The sequence below is a fragment of the Moraxella canis genome (genome assembly GCF_034424565.1).
GTDB lineage: Bacteria > Pseudomonadota > Gammaproteobacteria > Pseudomonadales > Moraxellaceae > Moraxella > Moraxella canis.
The window spans coordinates 175,402-192,928 of the sequence record NZ_CP139961.1; the positions used below are offsets into that span (position 1 = coordinate 175,402).

Annotated in this window: 15 protein-coding genes; 6 read left to right on the plus strand and 9 right to left on the minus strand. The window is 45.6% G+C overall.

Annotation, left to right across the window (positions count from 1 at the left end):
• Positions 1-29: 29 nt before the first annotated feature.
• Positions 30-797 (plus strand): Nif3-like dinuclear metal center hexameric protein, encoded by a 768-nt coding sequence (locus U0021_RS00720; protein WP_114800199.1) that lies wholly within the window; start codon positions 30-32, stop codon positions 795-797.
• A 66-nt stretch (positions 798-863) separates the two neighbouring features.
• Here U0021_RS00720 and U0021_RS00725 read toward each other — a convergent pair whose 3' ends face one another.
• Positions 864-1,703 carry a polyphenol oxidase family protein gene (locus tag U0021_RS00725; RefSeq protein WP_227538683.1) on the minus strand — a complete coding sequence of 280 codons (840 nt, stop codon included), beginning with the start codon at positions 1,701-1,703 and terminating at the stop codon, positions 864-866.
• Entirely contained in the window at positions 1,690-2,754 is a 1,065-nt protein-coding gene (rluD, locus tag U0021_RS00730) for a 23S rRNA pseudouridine(1911/1915/1917) synthase RluD (protein ID WP_114800198.1), read from the minus strand. The genes U0021_RS00725 and rluD overlap by 14 nt, the downstream gene beginning before the upstream one ends.
• Before the next feature lie 241 nt (positions 2,755-2,995).
• On the opposite strand from rluD, the gene U0021_RS00735 reads away from it, so the two are divergent.
• Both U0021_RS00735 and U0021_RS00740 read left to right on the plus strand, forming a co-directional pair.
• The gene (locus U0021_RS00735) at positions 2,996-4,066 is read left to right on the plus strand and encodes an outer membrane protein assembly factor BamD (RefSeq protein WP_049237627.1); all 1,071 of its coding nucleotides are present in this window, start codon (positions 2,996-2,998) and stop codon (positions 4,064-4,066) included.
• Positions 4,067-4,143: 77 nt separating this feature from the next.
• Complete coding sequence (locus U0021_RS00740; RefSeq protein WP_114800197.1) at positions 4,144-6,225, plus strand: DNA primase; 2,082 nt, start codon at positions 4,144-4,146, stop codon at positions 6,223-6,225.
• A gap of 32 nt (positions 6,226-6,257) precedes the next feature.
• Here U0021_RS00740 and U0021_RS00745 read toward each other — a convergent pair whose 3' ends face one another.
• From U0021_RS00745 to U0021_RS00760, 4 genes are all read right to left on the minus strand, one after another.
• Positions 6,258-6,452 (minus strand): hypothetical protein, encoded by a 195-nt coding sequence (locus tag U0021_RS00745; protein WP_114800242.1) that lies wholly within the window; start codon positions 6,450-6,452, stop codon positions 6,258-6,260.
• 27 nt (positions 6,453-6,479) lie between these two features.
• Positions 6,480-7,187, minus strand: coding sequence for a glutathione S-transferase (locus tag U0021_RS00750; RefSeq protein ID WP_114800196.1), 708 nt, complete (start codon positions 7,185-7,187; stop codon positions 6,480-6,482).
• Between the two features lie 45 nt (positions 7,188-7,232).
• The gene (gene gyrA, locus U0021_RS00755) at positions 7,233-9,932 is read right to left on the minus strand and encodes a DNA gyrase subunit A (protein WP_114800195.1); all 2,700 of its coding nucleotides are present in this window, start codon (positions 9,930-9,932) and stop codon (positions 7,233-7,235) included.
• A gap of 263 nt (positions 9,933-10,195) precedes the next feature.
• Positions 10,196-10,897 (minus strand): NAD-dependent epimerase/dehydratase family protein, encoded by a 702-nt coding sequence (locus U0021_RS00760; RefSeq protein WP_114800194.1) that lies wholly within the window; start codon positions 10,895-10,897, stop codon positions 10,196-10,198.
• Between the two features lie 278 nt (positions 10,898-11,175).
• On the opposite strand from U0021_RS00760, the gene rpsT reads away from it, so the two are divergent.
• Complete coding sequence (gene rpsT, locus U0021_RS00765; RefSeq protein WP_003657959.1) at positions 11,176-11,442, plus strand: 30S ribosomal protein S20; 267 nt, start codon at positions 11,176-11,178, stop codon at positions 11,440-11,442.
• A 163-nt stretch (positions 11,443-11,605) separates the two neighbouring features.
• Entirely contained in the window at positions 11,606-12,247 is a 642-nt protein-coding gene (locus tag U0021_RS00770; RefSeq protein WP_049237635.1) for a response regulator, read from the plus strand.
• Positions 12,248-12,327: 80 nt separating this feature from the next.
• Here U0021_RS00770 and U0021_RS00775 read toward each other — a convergent pair whose 3' ends face one another.
• Positions 12,328-13,587: a S41 family peptidase gene (locus U0021_RS00775; RefSeq protein WP_114800193.1), complete on the minus strand. Its 1,260-nt coding sequence runs from the start codon at positions 13,585-13,587 to the stop codon at positions 12,328-12,330.
• A gap of 20 nt (positions 13,588-13,607) precedes the next feature.
• A complete protein-coding gene (gene gpmI, locus U0021_RS00780) occupies positions 13,608-15,173 on the minus strand; it encodes a 2,3-bisphosphoglycerate-independent phosphoglycerate mutase (protein ID WP_114800241.1) in 1,566 nt (521 codons plus the stop codon).
• Positions 15,174-15,403: 230 nt separating this feature from the next.
• On the opposite strand from gpmI, the gene U0021_RS00785 reads away from it, so the two are divergent.
• Complete coding sequence (locus U0021_RS00785; protein ID WP_114800192.1) at positions 15,404-15,991, plus strand: TetR/AcrR family transcriptional regulator; 588 nt, start codon at positions 15,404-15,406, stop codon at positions 15,989-15,991.
• Between the two features lie 60 nt (positions 15,992-16,051).
• Here U0021_RS00785 and U0021_RS00790 read toward each other — a convergent pair whose 3' ends face one another.
• Complete coding sequence (locus U0021_RS00790) at positions 16,052-17,365, minus strand: NCS2 family permease (protein WP_114800191.1); 1,314 nt, start codon at positions 17,363-17,365, stop codon at positions 16,052-16,054.
• Positions 17,366-17,527: the final 162 nt, after the last annotated feature.

The window sequence follows — 17,527 nt, forward strand, 5'->3', positions numbered from 1 at the left end:
AATACCCAAAACTCATCATAGGAAAAAGTATGACGACCATCAGCGCCCAAGCCTTAGCTCAGTTTTGTGACAATTATCTGAATGCTCACGAGTTCCAAGACTACTGCCCAAACGGCTTGCAAGTCGATGCAGGCAGACCAATTGAACGGATTATCACTGGTGTAACTGCTTGCCAAGCCTTGATCGATCAAGCGATCGAAGCCAAAGCACAAGCGATCTTGGTGCATCATGGATATTTTTGGAAAGGTGAAGATCAGCCCTTGGTGGGTATGAAAGGCGCGCGCGTGCGCAAACTGATGCAAAATGGCATTTCATTGATCGCTTACCATCTACCACTTGATGCACATCCTGATATTGGCAATAATCGCGCCTTGGCTGATATGCTTGATTTGACTATCACAGGCGCGCTGTATCCTGAACAAAAACACCCGATCGGCAATGTGGCGACCACAAGTCCCATTTTGGCGTGCGAATTTGCTGACAAAATCGCCAAAGTCTTGGGACGCACGCCGCTTCACATCCTTGCTAGCGATGGTGATCGCCTACTAAAACATATCGCCCTATGCACAGGTGGTGCGCAAGATATGATTGATCAAGCGGCAGCCATGGGCTGCGATGCCTTTATTTCGGGTGAGATTTCTGAGCGCACGACGCACATGGCGCGTGAGCTTGGTGTGGATTATTTTGCCGCAGGGCATCATGCCACAGAGCGCGGCGGCGTGATTCGGTTCGGTGAAGTCATCAACCAAGAATTAGGCATTGATGTGACATTTATTGATATTGATAATCCTGCGTGATTGACATTCTATACCCAATGAATCATCAATCACACTAAGGTCTGATAAATAGCGTCAGATTGGCTGCTATTTTTTGACGATGAGCATTGCCATTCTGCCTGTGGCAGAGCGCTTGGTATGAGTCTGAAAGCGATAAGAATAATATTTAGGCGACAGATAACTACATGGCACTATATCACTTAGCACCGTTACGCCTAATTGTTCAAGCTGCAACCGAGCTAAGCCTTCAATATCAATATATACCTTACCACTGTGATTAGAAGAGTTGATCAGCTTATCAAAAAGCGCCTGCTTGTCAAGCAAGACAAGTTTATTTGTCACCACCTCATCCATGATGCGCTCAGCCAAACTTTGATCCACTTCATACGATGGTCGCGAGATGCACGCACCGATCACAGCAGATAGCTTGGCAGAAGTTGGCATCAAAGCAGCCGTTTTGGCGATCACGCCATTCACCAGCCCCTGCCATCCTGCATGAATGCAGGCTACCGCCCCGCCCTTTTCGTCAAATAGCGCCACAGGCACACAGTCCGCCGTCATGATCGCCAATGCTGTCTTAGGACGCTCAGTGATCAGGGCATCTGCTGAGCTTAAAGACTGCGATCGATACTTATCAACATCAAGCACTGCATTACCATGAACTTGATTTAACCAATGAATTTGATCAGCACCTGCCTGCTCATGCAGCCAATTCAGCAGATTTGCACGTCGAAGCAGCACCTTAAATGGCTCATCATTGACATGAAGCGCCACATTAAATTCACCATAAAGCGCCGATCGATTACCAAAATCTGTCAGCTGATCGGCTTTGTCAGACACGCCAGCGTGAGTCTGTATGACCATCACATCATCATTTTGATAAAGAATATCCAAAGGCGGCGTCATAGTTTCATTAAGCATCATCATTTAAGATCTCTATCAGATTTTGCATATCCTCAGGCAGCGGTGCATGAAATTTCACCGACTCACCAGTGACAGGATGGATAAAGCCCAGCGTGTGTGCATGAAGCGCCTGCCTACCAAAATCTAAAATTGCGCGTCTTTGCCTGTCGGACAAACCTGCACGTGGCGATGTACCATAGACAGGATCACCCACCAGTGGATGACCGACATAAGACAGATGCACGCGTATTTGATGCGTTCGCCCTGTTTTTAGATGAACATCCAAAAGACTGTAACGCTCATGTAAAGACTTGGCATTGACAATGTACGTTAAAGCAGGCTTGCCCATTTGCTTAACCGCCATCTTGGTGCGATGTGTGCTATGCCGACCTATGGGCGCATCAATTTGAGCATGCCGAAGCACTTCATGCACCGCACCCAAAGCGATGCATTGATAATGGCGGTACACGCTTTTGTCCTTTAGCTGATCAATCAAAGACAGCTGAGCTGATTTTGTGCGCGCAACGACAAGCAGCCCCGTTGTGTCTTTATCAATGCGATGAACCAATCCTGCTCGCGGCAAATGCGCCTGATTCGGAAAATGATACAGTAGCGCATTGACCAAAGTGCCCGTACGATTACCAGCGCCGGGATGTACCACCATGCCTGCGGGCTTATTAATGACGATGACCGCCTCATCTTCATAAATGATATCAATGTCAATATTTTCAGGCAAATCCTCTGAGTGAGAATCTTGGATCGCTTCTAGCTTTAAGATGTCACCCGTCTTGACCGCATATTTTGGCTTAACCACCTCGCCATTGACCGTCAATTGACCCTCATCGATGAATTTTTTTAGATTTGCGCGTGAAAACCCCTCAAAAACTTCCGCACATAGCTTATCAAGCCTAACACCAACCTGCTCAGCGCCGACAGTATGCGTCAGATGAATTTGGGCAGATGTTTGGGCGGGTGCTTCATCTGTATCGATCAGATCATCGGCGTCGCCATCAGCGTCTGTGACATAGTTAGGCGCCTGTTCTGCCAAGTCATCAATCAGTTCATCGTGATTCATAATAAAACTCAAAAATAAATTTCGATCACTTTAGCACATTTTGTCAAATTTGATAAGATAGCCTACCAATATATCTGCACTCTGCGCATTTTGGCTTATCTTACATATTGACTATTAAGTCTCGTTATCTGAGCGCTCTTTTTGGTGGATTTTGTGTATTTGCAGCCGATAGACATTCATTGTCAGACCCATAAAAACATGCTAAACTAGCCCAAATTTAGACCAATTCATGAGAGTCCCTATGAAATCACAAACCAAGCTGATTGCCGCCATGATGGCAGCTACTTTGACTGTTACAGGCTGCCAAAGCGTGAACAGACTGTTTGACCGCAAGGCTGATACCGTAGAGACGGCTGAAAAAACAGATGCTGCATATTACCAAGAAGCCAGTGAAGCACTTGATAAAAACCAAAATCGTAGCGCCATCGAAGCGCTGAATAATATCCGAACCTTTTATCCGACAGGTCGATACGCACAGCAAGCACTGCTAGATCTGATTTATGCTCAATACAGAGCCAATGATTTTGAAGCAGTTCTTCAAAGCACAGAAGAATTTATTCGCCTATATCCAAATAGTCGCTCGGTGGACTACGCGCTGTATGTGCAAGGTGTTACTCATATGGGCGGTGCTCCCAAAGCTTCGCGTTTATTTAGATTTGATCAGTCTCAGCGTGATGTGACCTATCTACGCCTAGCTTTCCAAGATTTTCAACGCCTGCTTAATAACTATCCAAACAGTCCATATGCTGCCGATGCCGCCCAGCGCATGATTGCGATCTATAATGACTTTGCTGAGCACGAATTGGTGGCGGCGCGTTGGTATGTCAAACGTGATGCGATGGTCGCTGCCGCTAACCGAGCTAAGTGGGTATTTCAATATTATCCACAGTCCACAGGTGTACCCGAAGCCATCGCCATCTTGGCTTATACCAATCAAGAACTTGGCTTGACCGAGACTGCCAACCAGTACAAGCAGCTGCTGCAAATTAACTATCCGCAATATCTCAATCAAGATGGCTCAGTGCGCCTAAATGATACGGGTGCCAAGACGCGTACACAGAAGGTATTATCAGCTCTAAGCTTCGGGCGTTTGGGTCGTGCAAGCGAAAACCTTGACAGCTATCAAGGTCAATATAATGGCGCAACACGCACCCAAATCATCAGTCAAGCAGGCACCATTAGCCTGCCAGCCATGACTCAAGTGCCAGAAGACATTCCTGCGGCTGGCGGTACTAGTCGTCGTCCTGCCATCAGTTTGGATCTGCCAGCTGCAGAGGCAGAAGCTGGGCATCTGAATGAAGTACCGCGCTGATGCCAGTGTTTAAGTAAGTTATAATTTCAGGCGGTGTATGGCCGCCTGTTTTTATTGAATCAATCGGAATTTCGGACATGAATATCCCCGAGTCCATCATCGAGCAGCTCAATAGCCAAGCTGACTTGGTGGGGATGATTGGCAAACATACCACGCTCAAAGCAGCAGGCCGCGAGTACAAAGGCTGTTGCCCCTTTCATGGTGAAAAAACGCCATCGTTTTATGTCAATCCTGAAACCAACTTATATTATTGCTTTGGCTGTCATGCCAAGGGCAATCCGATCACTTTTTTAAAAGAATTTGAGCGGATGAGCTTTATTGAATCGGTCAAATACTTGTCCGAACAAACGGGTATCGAGCTGCCCAAAGATGACGCTTATCAAAAAAAATTCAAATACAAAAAAACCACCAAGGCTCAGGGTGCCAAGCCGCCCACTCAATCTTCGCCAGATGCGAACATCGCCCAACATACTGCCGAGCAGCAGCCTGACATACTCCCATCACCGACGACCGACTGGACAAATGATTTATCGGCATATGATACTTATTTTGGTTTAGATGATGCCCATCAACTCAGTTACACCGAACCTTATGACACTCAAGCGCCCGTCTTGACTCAGTCGCCAAGCGAAGCACAAGGTGATTTGTACACGCTATTAGATGCAGTGCATGACTACTATCAGTTTATGCTCGGCAGCTTTGCTTTTGCAAAACAGTATTTTTTAGATCGTGGTCTTAGCGAAGAGACCATCCAAACCTTTGGTCTAGGATATGCACCCGAAGGTTGGCAGCACCTTGAACAAGTCTTCCCCCAAGACATCGAAGGCTTGAAAATATTAGGCTTGGTTCGAGAATCCTCCAAGGGCAATGGAAGAAACTTTTGCTTGTTGCGTCATCGGGTGATTTTTCCCATTCGCGATAACCAAGGGCGAGTTGTGGGTTTTGCAGGGCGAAGCCTAGGGGATGAAAATCCAAAATATATCAACTCAAGCGAATCGCCAGTTTTTCAAAAGCAGCACATTTTGTATGGTCTGTATGAATCGCGCAGACAAAAAGCCAAAGACTACTTACTGGTTGAAGGCTATATGGATGTCATCGCCTTATACCAAGCAGGGATTTATGGGGCGGTAGCGCCTATGGGTACCGCCGCTAACGAAAAGCAAATCGAGCGACTTTTACGCTATAACAATCAGCTTACCTTATGTTTTGATGGTGATAGCGCAGGGCAGCGAGCAGCTTGGCGCACACTAGAAATTGCCGCACCTGTCTTAAGTGATGGTCGTGAGCTTAAGTTTTTGACTTTGCCCGATAATCATGATCCTGACACTTACCTAAAATCTCATGGCGCAGCTGCGATGCGTGATGCCATCGAAAGCGCGGTGAGTTTGTCGGATTATATTTATGGCGTTTTGGCAAGTCAATACGACCTGACGCGTCCTGAATCTAAGGCACAAGCCATGGCGACACTTAGGCAGCTGACCGAACTACTGCCAAAAGGTTCTAGCTTAAAATGGTGGCTAAATAGCGATATTTATCAAAAATTAAAAGCCGTGGGCAAAGAAGGACGGTTTAGCCCAAAGGTTGATTTAATCAATTATAGTCGCCGCGATGAAGCCGATGCGATTACCGAAATCGGGCTGCATCTGATCCATACCCCCATTTTGCTCAAATCCGATCCTTTGGCATTTGTGATCGAGCATTCAGGTATGCCGCAGGCACACATCCCATTATCAAATCACCTTGAGCGTCAAGAAATTGATTTACCCAAGCTGCCAAATTGGGCAAGTTTTAAAAGTCCATTATTAGATGAAATCATCGCCATCATCAGCACATTACCAGACGAAATCCTACAAGATAGCGCCGAAACGGCTCAAAGCTGTGCGTATTTCATCATCGCTGCCTTGAGCGATGTCAATAAAAGTCAAATACAGCTGCACTGGCAAAGATTTATACAATCTTGGTGCAATCAAGATCTACAAGCCATCACGCCAGTATTTTATGGGCTGATTTGCACCGCCTTAAAAGACATTCTGCTCAAGCAGCAAAACGACAGTAAAAATTTGATTTTATCAGAAGTTTATAAAAGACGCTTGCAGGCGTTGGTCCATTGGGATAACATCCATAACAAATCAAAATTAGCAGAAATTTTGACCAAATAACCCACCCCCAAAGGCGCGCGCACTGTTCTAACTTAAGTCTTTGCGTCAGTGATTTGGCAAATGACGATGCCGCTTTGGATGGCAGGCACTTGATTGATAGATTTACAATAATTCATTTGGCGCGATTGATGGGCAAAATACCCTGCCACAAAGCTCAATACACATAGCACGCCCACCAATACCTTGACACCGCTGTTTTGTAAAATCACTGGTTTGTTCTTTTGCATCGCCATCAGCTCCTTGATTATGCCCGCTTACAACGGTGGGCCTGCCAAAGAAACAGCATACTTAAAACCTTGACGACTTTCGCAATCAGCAAGCCAAGCATGTGTATTGGTATGCGTTTGTGGCACCAAGCCACGCAAGCGCGCGCCATACACCGCCAGATACATCTGTATGTCAGCTGCGCTAAACTGCCCTACCAAATACGACTTATCAGCCAACGACGCCTCTAGCATCTTTAAAGCATTCGTCAAATTTTTATCCAAAATGATCTGATGGATACCGGATCTAAACTTATTTAGCACAGGTCTAGCAAACCATGGCGACTTTTGGATCGACTTATCCAAAATCAGCCCCATTACCAAAGGCGGCATCAGAGAACCTTCCGCAAAATGCATCCAAAATGTATAATCACGCCATGCTTTGTCAGTGGCTTGTGTTTTTTGGTCGGCTGCGGCAGGATAAAAGCGTGCCTCTGAATCATAAGCCTTTAATAAATAAGATAAAATCAGCGCAGACTCTGCCAAAACTTGTTCGCCCTTAGGCAGGCTATCATCTATTAAAATCGGCGCCTTCCCCATGGGGTGAATCTGTTCAAGACTTTTGGGTGCCAAGGCGGTTTTTCGATCACGCTCAATCAGATGCAGCTGATACTCCAAGCCATAAGCCAATTTGAGCTCCTCAAGCAGCCAAACCACTCTAAAAGACCGAGATTTATTTAAATGATATAAGTGCAACATGATTCACCATCCCAAGAAGCCAAGCAAATCAGCTTGGCTGAAAATTCATTGAATAGACTCAGGCGCCTGCTGCACCACTTCAGCCAAATCGGCTGTTTCTTCTGACGCATCGATATCATCTTCATCGACATGTTCGACACACGCCATGCCAACCAACACCTCTTCATCGGCAATGCGAATCAGTTTAACACCTTGCGCATTACGACCAGCGGTCGCAATCTGAGCCACAGGCGTGCGCACCAAAGTGCCTTTATCCGAAATCAAAATAACATCTTCTTCACCAGTAACTGCGATCGCCTTAACCAGCTGCCCGTTACGCTCAGAAGTTTTGATCGCAATCACCCCTTTGCCGCCACGACCTTTGGTTGGATAATCATCGATCGGCGTGCGTTTACCAAAGCCGTTTTCGCAAGCACATAAAATCTCACCTTGTTTGGGCGCGACCACCAAAGATACCACTCGGCTCACCGCAAAATCATCACTGACCTCATCAGTATCTTCATCCAAGAACTCTTCTTCATCAGTTGTCGCAAGCAAATTCACGCGCATACCACGAACGCCTTTGGCAACTCGGCTCATCGCACGGATACTGTCTTCTTTAAAGCGGATGGCTTTGCCTTCATTACTAAATAGCATGATCTCTTGTTCGCCATCAGTGATCGCAACACCAATCAGGGTATCGCCTTCTGCCAAATCAATCGCGCGCAAACCACCCGCACGCAGATTAGCAAATTGTGAAAGAGCCACGCGCTTCACTGTCCCTGATGCTGTTGCAAAGAACACAAAGCTGTTTTCGTCTTTTAGGTCATCTACAGGCAAAATCGCTGTGACCGACTCATCAGACTCAAGATTGATCAAGTTCACCAAAGGGCGACCCTTTGAGCCGCGACTGGCGATTGGGATCTCAAATCCGCGTAATCTAAAAACGCGACCTGTATTTGTAAAGCACAAAATATGGGCGTGCGTACTGGTCACCAACAAGTGCTCAATCACATCATCTTCTTTCATGGCAGTCGCTGAGCGCCCTTTACCGCCGCGTTTTTGGGCTTGATAGTCGCTGATCGGCTGAGTCTTGGCATATCCTGTGTGAGAAACTGTCAAAACAACCGTCTGCTCAGGGATCAGATCCTCACGATTAAAGTCATGGCGAGCATCGACGATGTCAGTTTTACGGGCATCTCCAAATTCATCACGAATCTCAATCAGCTCTGTGCGCACTACGCCCATCAGCACATCAAAATCATTTAAAATCAGATTTAACCGTGCAATCTCGCCTAAAATTTCTTGATATTCACCCGTCAATTTATCCTGTTCAAGACCAGTTAAACGATGCAGCTGCATATCCAAAATGGCGTTCACCTGATCAGGTGACAGACGATAGCGAGTTTTATTCTCAATCAAGCCATACGGTGCTTTAAGATCCTCGCCATCAATGATCTCAGGGCGAATAGAATCAGCGCCCGCCGCTTCAAGCATTTTGACCACACCGGCTGAATGCCAAGTCTTAGCAAGCAAATTTTCGCGTGCTTCGCTGCGGTTGGCTGACTGCTTGATGGTCTCAAGCACATCATCAATATTAGCAAGGGCAATGGTTAAGCCCTCAAGCAAATGCCCGCGCGCCAACGCTTTGTTAAGCTCAAAAATCGTACGGCGCGTCACCACTTCTTGGCGGTGGCGAATGAACGCTGCCACCAAGTCGCGCAGTGTCATAAGCTTGGGCTGACCATTATCCAATGCCACCATGTTAATACTAAAGCTCGTCTCAAGCGGCGTTTGGTTAAATAAGTTATTAACCATCACTTCGGCATTTTCGCCTCGGCGCAAATCAATCGCCACGCGCACGCCTTCTTTATCCGACTCATCTCGGATCTCCGTGATGCCTTCGATTTTTTTGGTATTCACCAAATCGGCGATGTGCTTGATTAGATTGGCTTTATTGACTTGATAAGGAATTTCTGTAAAAATGATGCGCTCACGGTCTTTGTTTGCACCGCTATCGCCCATTGATTCGATATGATAGCGACCACGAATGTGCAGACGACCTTTGCCAGTACGATAAGCATCGATGATGCCGCTTCTGCCATGGATGATGCCGCCCGTTGGGAAATCAGGTCCTGAAATGTGCGTAATCAGCTCATCGGTTGAAATATTCGGATCTTCGGCATACGCCAAGCAAGCATTCAGTACTTCAGTCAGATTATGCGGCGCCATATTGGTTGCCATACCTACGGCGATCCCTGCCGCACCATTAACCAACAAATTTGGAATGCGCGCCGGCAATACGCTTGGCATTTTCATAGAGCCGTCGTAGTTATCTTCCCAATCAACGGTATCTTTATCAAGATCGGCAAGCATTTTGTGCGTCAGCTTCTGCATTTTCATTTCTGTATAACGCATCGCCGCCGGTGGATCACCATCCATAGAACCAAAGTTACCCTGACCATTCACCAACATATAACGCAAACTAAAATCCTGCGCCATACGCACAATGGCATCATAAACCGCGGTATCGCCATGCGGATGGTATTTACCAATCACATCACCAACGACACGCGCCGATTTGAGATATTTTTTATTATAATCATTTCCAAGCTCATGCATGGCGTATAAAATACGGCGGTGAACAGGCTTAAGTCCATCACGCACATCAGGCAGCGCACGCGAAACAATGACGCTCATCGCATAATCCAAATACGAACGCTTTAATTCTTCGACGATGCCAATCGGACTGACCGAGTCACTCATAAATAATCCTTGCTACAAACGATTAATTCACACAGCCTATGGCAACGATCTCATCGCCAAAACCATGCATAAATACCTTAAAAACAACGCATTATTTTAGCACAAAATGCCCAAAAAATGTAGGTTAATGTGGGTTGCCGCTGATTTTTATCATGGTTAATCAAATCTTATCTTGACCAATCAACATCGCAAATCTAGCCGCATAATTCAGCAATATCACGCTTGATGACACATCAGATATCTATCTTTGGCTTAGGATTTGGTTATTTGGATTTTTTATTAGGGCGAATCAAGCTTTTGAGCATCTGCTCATGCGTGATGATGGTTGCTTGATTTGGCGTGCGCAGCTGCGGCTGATGATTATGCTCATAGGCGGTCAGCGCCATACAAGCAGCGACTTGTTTGGGCTCAAGCGCACGTTTATTTTTAGAGGTGAGCACGGATAATGCGCCATTGAGCGCTTGGCTACCAAGGCTTTTTAGGCTCAGGCGCTGCTTGGGCAAGGTTAAGCGATGCAGCCGAAAAATTGCCAATGTATCAAAACTCAGCGTGCGCAAATAATACTCTACATCCGCCTTGGCTGTCAGCTCATCGTCATGGTTGGGCGCATCGGCACCATCTTTGGATAAAAAATAAAACTGCTGTACGCCCTTTTGTTTGCAAGCTTTAGCAAATTCTAGATTGTACAATACATTGACTTGATAAAACTCATCATGGCTTGGCACTTGCTGTTTTGAGACACCAAGACAACTAAAAGCATCTGTATCAGCACCAATCGCCATCGCCTCAATGGTCGATGCCAGTGCCCGAAAATCCGCCACATGATAGACTTGCATATTGGCACTCATGGCGCGTGGCTGTGTGCGCGTGATCAATATCACCGACTCATAGATCAGCGCAAGCTCTTGGGCAAGCGCCTCACCCACTCGACTCGAACCACCGATTAAGATTGCTTTGGTTTTCATCAATTTTCACTCACGCTAAATATACGCATTATATTCAAGCAATCAATCGATTGCGCCAAGTGCTGATTTTTGAATTTATTATTCTAGCACAAAATCCATCAAAAAAATCAACCACTTCATCAGTCGATCAATAGACTAAGAAAATTTTTATTTACATATTGTGAGATTGTCAAGATTTTGGTATGATATGCCGTTATATTGTCCAAGCAATGCGTCTCCTCAAGCACATTGCCCCACTTTTTACAATTTATCATTTCAATTTTTTAAGGATTTATCCTATGGCAAACTCTGCACAAGCTCGCAAACGCGCTCGTCAAAACACCAAGCGTCGTCAGCACAATGCATCTCAGCGCTCTATGGTTCGTACTTACATCAAGCGTGTAAATTCTGCAATCGAAGCTAAATCTTATGAGCTTGCAACTGAAGCCTACAACAAAGCCGTACCAGTCATTGACCGTATGGCTGACAAAGGCATCATCCACAAAAACAAAGCTGCTCGTCATAAGAGCCGTTTGAATGCTGCAATTAAAGCTTTAAAAGGCTAATAGTTGCTCAGCATCACAGAGTCCAAGTTGTCTTGGGCTCTTTTTTATATCCCAAATGATGCGATCAGCCAAAACCCATTGATGCATTATTTTTGAATAAAATGGCGACATGAACCTAAATTCTTGTTACAATATTCTTATCAATAAATAGTATAGGCGTTTGATGAGTATTAAAGTTTTGGTCGCAGATGACCATGATTTGGTAAGAATGGGCATTACTCGGATGCTTGATGATGATCCGAGCATTGAGGTCATCGGTGAAGCAGTTGATGGTGATAGTGCGGTCATGCAGGTGCGTGCGCTAAGCCCTGATGTTGTTTTATTGGATGTTAATATGCCGAATATCGATGGTGTGGAAGCCACTCGACGCATCAAGCAATTTAATCCAACCATCAAAGTGCTTGCTGTCTCAAGCTTGACAACTCAGCCATACCCTTCCATGCTTTTGAAGGCAGGCGTAAATGGGTATATCACTAAAGGAACGCCGCTAGATGAGATGATCCGCGCCATTAAAAAAGTGCACGCAGGATCGCGTTATTTTAGCCATGATGTAGCCGAGCAGCTTGCCGAGACAGTGCTTGGCGAACAAAAAGAATCGCCCTTTGACGCCCTATCTGAGCGCGAAAAACAGGTTGCCATGATGGTTGTCAATTGCCAAAGTACGCAGCAGATCGCCGATCAGCTGTTTGTGAGTGCTAAGACAGTGAACACTTACCGTTATCGTATTTTTGAAAAACTGGGTGTGGATAGTGATGTCAAGCTTACGCACCTTGCCATCCGACATGGGCTGATTCAAGCTCATTAATCAGCAGTCAAATACAAAATATCGCAATCAAAATAGCCAATTCATTGATCTTTTGATTGCGATTTTGCCTTAAATCAGCTTTAATTTGCTTTTGCTTGCTCCATCAAATCCAAGCTTAAGCGCAGCCATTCATCATCTTGTGCCTCGCTAGAAGAAGGCTTAAAGCTTACGTCGGGCACCACGCCGATTTTATCGATCTTTTTGCCATCAGGCGTTAGATAATGCGCGGTAGTCATCTTGATGCCTTGATTATTCCCCAAAGGAATCACCGATTGCACCGACCCCTTACCATAACTGGTCTCACCGACGATCAGCGCACGCCCATGAGTTTGCAGTGCACTTGCCAGCACTTCAGCTGCTGATGCCGAATAGCGGTTTTGTAAAATAATGACTGGCATGGATTCTAGCACAGGTGAGCCGTGCGTCTCAATCACCCGCTCTATGCCATTTCGGTTTTGGACTTGGGTCACCACTTGCTTTCGCATAAATAAGGAAGCCACTTCAGCCGCTGAATCAAGCACGCCACCAGGGTTGTTTCGCAAATCAATCACCACGCCCTGAACCTGCCCTCCTACTAAGGCAAGATGATCAATGATCTCTTGGCGCGTGTTGTTTTGAAATACAGGCAGTTTGATGATAGCAATGCCGTTTTGAACAAAAACTTCAATGGTGCTTTTTTGAGCTTGGTTACGGATGACATTTGCCGATTGCTTGGATCGACCTGCTTTGGAATAAGTGATATCAACACTTGAGCCTGCAATACCGCTTAACAGCTGAGCTATGTCATTTTCGGTTTGGGATTGGTTGAGCTTGATATCGCCAATTTGGTGCAAATAATCCCCAACATTAATACCGGCAGTTTTGGCGGGGCTATCAGCAGTCACTTCAGTGACCACCCAATGCGCATCTTGGTTTTTCCAAACCGCCTTTAAGCCCACGCCTGCCACATTACCTGTGGTAAATGAGCTAAGACTGGCAAAGGCTTTGGCATCCAGAAATTCGGCATTACGATCCACGCGATTTAGCATCCCATGGATGGCGTGATAAAACAACATCTCATCATCCACAGGCTCGATGTACTCACGGCGCATCAAATCAACTGCTTGCACAAAAGTTTTAAGCGTGGTGGGGCTGATGGTATTCAAAGGCACTCGCCCAGAATGCAAGCCATCAATCCCATACAAATGATTTGGCGCTACATCCAAAGCATCCAAAGCAGGCGCATCCGTCAATTCATTTGCATCTGCTTGAGTATCAGAAATCTGCGGATTGGCAAATGCGCTTGTATTTAAGCTTATCACACCAATCAACACAGCCGTTATTAATGCCGAAAATCGCATATCAAACCTTTTTTGTCTAATTACTCAGAAACCAACAAACTCGCTCCAGTCATCTGACTTGGCTTGTCTAGCCCCATCAGATCCAGCAGAGTTGGCGAGACATCGCACAGTTTGCCGCCGCTACGCACAGCAGCCTTTTTGTCACCAACATAAATAAAAGGCACCAGCTCTGTGGTGTGCTGCGTATGCACCTGACCACTTTGATAATCTTGCATCTGCTCACAGTTACCATGATCAGCAGTGATCAATAAATGACCGCCATTGGCGCGAACATGCTTAACCACCTCGCCAATGCACTGATCCAACGCCTCCACTGCCTTGACCGCTGCATCAAACACGCCCGAATGCCCGACCATGTCACCGTTGGCATAATTGACAATCAGCACATCATATTTACCTGAGTCAATGGCATCATTTAATTTCTCGGTCACCTCAAAGGCGCTCATTTCAGGCTTTAGGTCATACGTTTTGACATCTGGGCTGTTCACCAAAATGCGATCTTCGCCCTCGTATAACTCCTCCCGACCACCGCTAAAGAAAAAGGTCACATGCGCGTATTTTTCGGTTTCGGCGATTCTAAGCTGAGTTTTGCCTGCATTTTGTAAATATTCACCCAAGGTATTCGCCAGACTTGTCGGATGATAAGCGATGTCAGTTTTGGGATTATTTTCAAGCTCATCTGAATATTTGGTCAGCATGACAAATGCTGATAACTCAGGCACAATATGGCGATCAAAACCATCAAAATCAGCATCCACAAATGCCAAGCTGATTTCGCGTGCGCGGTCAGCACGGAAATTCATGAAAATCACGCCATCATTATCACAAATGATACCATCTTCTTCGATGAAAGTTGCAGCAACAAATTCATCCGTCTCCCCTGCAGCATACGCTTGCTTGATGGCATCTAGGGCATTCTCTGCTGTTCTGACTGATTTACCTTCGGTTAATAGCTCATAACAAGATTCCACACGATCCCAGCGCTTATCGCGATCCATGGCATAGAATCGACCGATGACGCTGGCAATTTTAGCATCGCCCTCAAACTCTTGATTAATCTGAGCAAAATAATCTTCAAGATCAGCAACATAACTCTCGGCAGACTGTGGCGGTGTATCACGACCATCTAAAAACGCATGCACATATACCTGTAGAGCACCTTGAGATAAAGCAAGCTTAGCCGCCGCCTTGATGTGATCAATGTGCGCATGTACACCGCCATCAGACAAAAGCCCTAAAATATGCACCGCGCCTTCATTGTTAAGTGTGGCTTGAACAGCATTCGTCAATGCCGAATTATTAAAAAATTTCCCTGATTCAATCTCATTCATAATTCGAGTTGAGTCTTGGAACAAAATACGACCCGCCCCCAGATTCATATGCCCCACTTCAGAGTTACCAAACTGACCATCTGGCAATCCCACATCCATGCCAGAACCAGAAATCAGTCCATTGGGACAGCTGGCAAGCAGAGCATCTAAGTTTGGTGTATTGGCTGCCGCGACGGCATTATCTTTGGTCTCTTCACGATGACCAACGCCATCCAAAATCATCAACACATGGGGAATTTTTTTCTGATTCGACATCGTAAGCTCCAAATAAACTGATAAAAATACATCGTATTGTAGCATAATTTTTGGCAAATCATCCTTACCCGCTGAGAAATAAAATTCATCCTAGCGCTGCATCTTTTCTTGCAAATTCTCATAGGTTTTTATAAAATACCGACCAGTTGGTTTTATTTATTTTTACCGTTATTTATCTTTATCAAAGAGAAGTTTTGTCAATCAATTTTTAGTTTAGGATAATTTATTATATGAATGACACGTTATTTACCAGTGAAAGCGATGTTCACGCTGACACATCCAGCGCCAAACGAAAGAACAAACCTGAGCAGCTCAAACATGAATTAATCATGGCAGCCAAGCATTTGATGGTCAGTGACGGCGTGGCAAATTTATCTATGCAAAAAGTCGCGGACGCGGCAGGTACCAGTAAAGGTGGGCTGTTTCATCACTTTAAGAATAAAGAAGATCTGTTAAATGGCGTGGTGGGGCTTTATATCGCTCAGCTCAATACCGCAATTTTATCCATCACTGATGAATTGGGTGATGCTCAGGGGCGATTTACCAAAGCATATTTGCAAGTGATTTTTCAAAATCCTGAGATTGGATTGAATAGTAACTGGTCTGGGCTTTTAAAAGCCATTCATGCTGATGCCACCATGTTTGGAATATGGCAAAACTGGATGGCTCAAAAACAAAAGCAGTTCGCCGCCACTGACAGTCATGCACGACATCAAGTGGTGCGCTATGCCATCGAAGGCGCTCAGCTTGACAGTGAGCTAAAATCCGACCAAACCAAACAGCAGGAGATTTATGAGACCTTAGCCAGTCTGATTTAGCACAAAACTCGCACAAAAAACCCTGCCAACTTTGACAGGGTTTTATTTAGGCGCTTAGAATCAAATGGCATAGCCCAGCGCATAAAATGTCACAAGAACGACAGCGATAATCACAGTGCCAATATTAAGCTTATTAAATTCACCAGAAATCACCCGCCCAAGTACCAACGCACCAAAGCCAAGCATGATGCCTGTAACGATATTGGCAGTCAAAACGATGAACACCGCACAGATCAGCCCGCTCATCGCCCCTACAAAATCTTCAAAATCAAGTTTTGAGACATTGCTTAGCATCAAAAGTCCAACATACATCAGTGCAGGCGCGGTAGCATAGCTTGGCACCAAAAATGCCAATGGCTGAAAAAATAGCATCAGTAAAAACAGCACACCAACCACGATCGCTGTCAAGCCAGTCTTACCACCCACTGCCGTACCAGCAGCAGATTCAATATACACCGCAGCAGGCGCCGTCCCAAAAATACCTGAAAACAAGCTACTGACCGAGTCTGATGTCAGGGCACGACCGCCATTGACGATTTGACCGTCTTTGTCCAGTAGATTAGCCTGACCCGCCACAGCGCGAATGGTGCCTGTCGCATCAAAGATCGCCGTCATCACCAAGGCAAACACCACTGGTAAAATCGCGGCATTCAGCGCACCCATGACATCCATTTGCATAAATAAAGAATCCGCGCCAAAGCTTGGCACTTTTAAAATGGCGCCATCTGATTTCACTTCAGGATCAAAAATCAGCCCAATAATCGTAATGGCAATGATCACCCACAAGATACTACCTTTGATGCGCAGGCGCTCAAGACCAATAATCGCCGCCAGCCCCACCAGTGATAAAATCACAGGCAGCGACATAAACTCACCCATCGTCACAGGCAAGCCTGCGTCATTTTTGATGACTAAACCCACGCCATTGGCAGCAATCAGTAGCAAAAACAGTCCAATACCAATGCCTGCGCCATGCGCAATCGATTCAGGTAAATTGCGTAAAATCCACGCACGCACGCCCGTCACCGAAATTAGGGTAAAAACCACACCCATCAAAAAAATCGCACCCAGCGCCACAGGAATGCTCACACCTTGCCCAAGCACCAAGCTAAAAGCAGTGAACGCCGTCAACGAAATCGCACAGCCAATCGCCATCGGCACATTTGCCCAAAGCCCGATTAATATCGAACCAAGACCCGCCACCAAGCATGTCGCAATAAAAACTGATTCAGCAGGAAATCCAGCTGCTGACAACATATTTGGCACCACGATGACCGAATAAACCATCGCCAAAAAAGTCGTCAAGCCAGCAATGACCTCTTGACGCACGGACGAGCCGCGCTCATTAATTTTTAAATATGATGATAAAGACATATTCTATCCAGATAATAATCGCTAAAGTCTTAATTAAGCATTAAGCGAAATGGCAAGGCAATCTGCCTATAACTAAAATAAAAAAGTGTAATTTTACCGCAAAGTCATTATAATGCCAAACAAAAATTTGCAAATTGATGCATTTTAGAAAGAATTGGTGAT

Bases quoted from the DNA above. Each gene is read 5' to 3' on its own strand.
- rluD (WP_114800198.1), bottom strand. From the start codon at position 2,754: ATGAATCACGATGAACTGATTGATGACTTGGCAGAACAGGCGCCTAAC.
- U0021_RS00760 (WP_114800194.1), bottom strand. From the start codon at position 10,897: ATGAAAACCAAAGCAATCTTAATCGGTGGTTCGAGTCGAGTGGGTGAG.
- gyrA (WP_114800195.1), bottom strand. From the start codon at position 9,932: ATGAGTGACTCGGTCAGTCCGATTGGCATCGTCGAAGAATTAAAGCGT.
- U0021_RS00790 (WP_114800191.1), bottom strand. From the start codon at position 17,365: ATGTCTTTATCATCATATTTAAAAATTAATGAGCGCGGCTCGTCCGTG.
- U0021_RS00735 (WP_049237627.1), top strand. From the start codon at position 2,996: ATGAAATCACAAACCAAGCTGATTGCCGCCATGATGGCAGCTACTTTG.
- U0021_RS00785 (WP_114800192.1), top strand. From the start codon at position 15,404: ATGAATGACACGTTATTTACCAGTGAAAGCGATGTTCACGCTGACACA.
- U0021_RS00745 (WP_114800242.1), bottom strand. From the start codon at position 6,452: ATGCAAAAGAACAAACCAGTGATTTTACAAAACAGCGGTGTCAAGGTA.
- U0021_RS00725 (WP_227538683.1), bottom strand. From the start codon at position 1,703: ATGATGATGCTTAATGAAACTATGACGCCGCCTTTGGATATTCTTTAT.
- rpsT (WP_003657959.1), top strand. From the start codon at position 11,176: ATGGCAAACTCTGCACAAGCTCGCAAACGCGCTCGTCAAAACACCAAG.
- U0021_RS00750 (WP_114800196.1), bottom strand. From the start codon at position 7,187: ATGTTGCACTTATATCATTTAAATAAATCTCGGTCTTTTAGAGTGGTT.
- U0021_RS00775 (WP_114800193.1), bottom strand. From the start codon at position 13,587: ATGCGATTTTCGGCATTAATAACGGCTGTGTTGATTGGTGTGATAAGC.
- gpmI (WP_114800241.1), bottom strand. From the start codon at position 15,173: ATGTCGAATCAGAAAAAAATTCCCCATGTGTTGATGATTTTGGATGGC.
- U0021_RS00720 (WP_114800199.1), top strand. From the start codon at position 30: ATGACGACCATCAGCGCCCAAGCCTTAGCTCAGTTTTGTGACAATTAT.
- U0021_RS00770 (WP_049237635.1), top strand. From the start codon at position 11,606: ATGAGTATTAAAGTTTTGGTCGCAGATGACCATGATTTGGTAAGAATG.
- U0021_RS00740 (WP_114800197.1), top strand. From the start codon at position 4,144: ATGAATATCCCCGAGTCCATCATCGAGCAGCTCAATAGCCAAGCTGAC.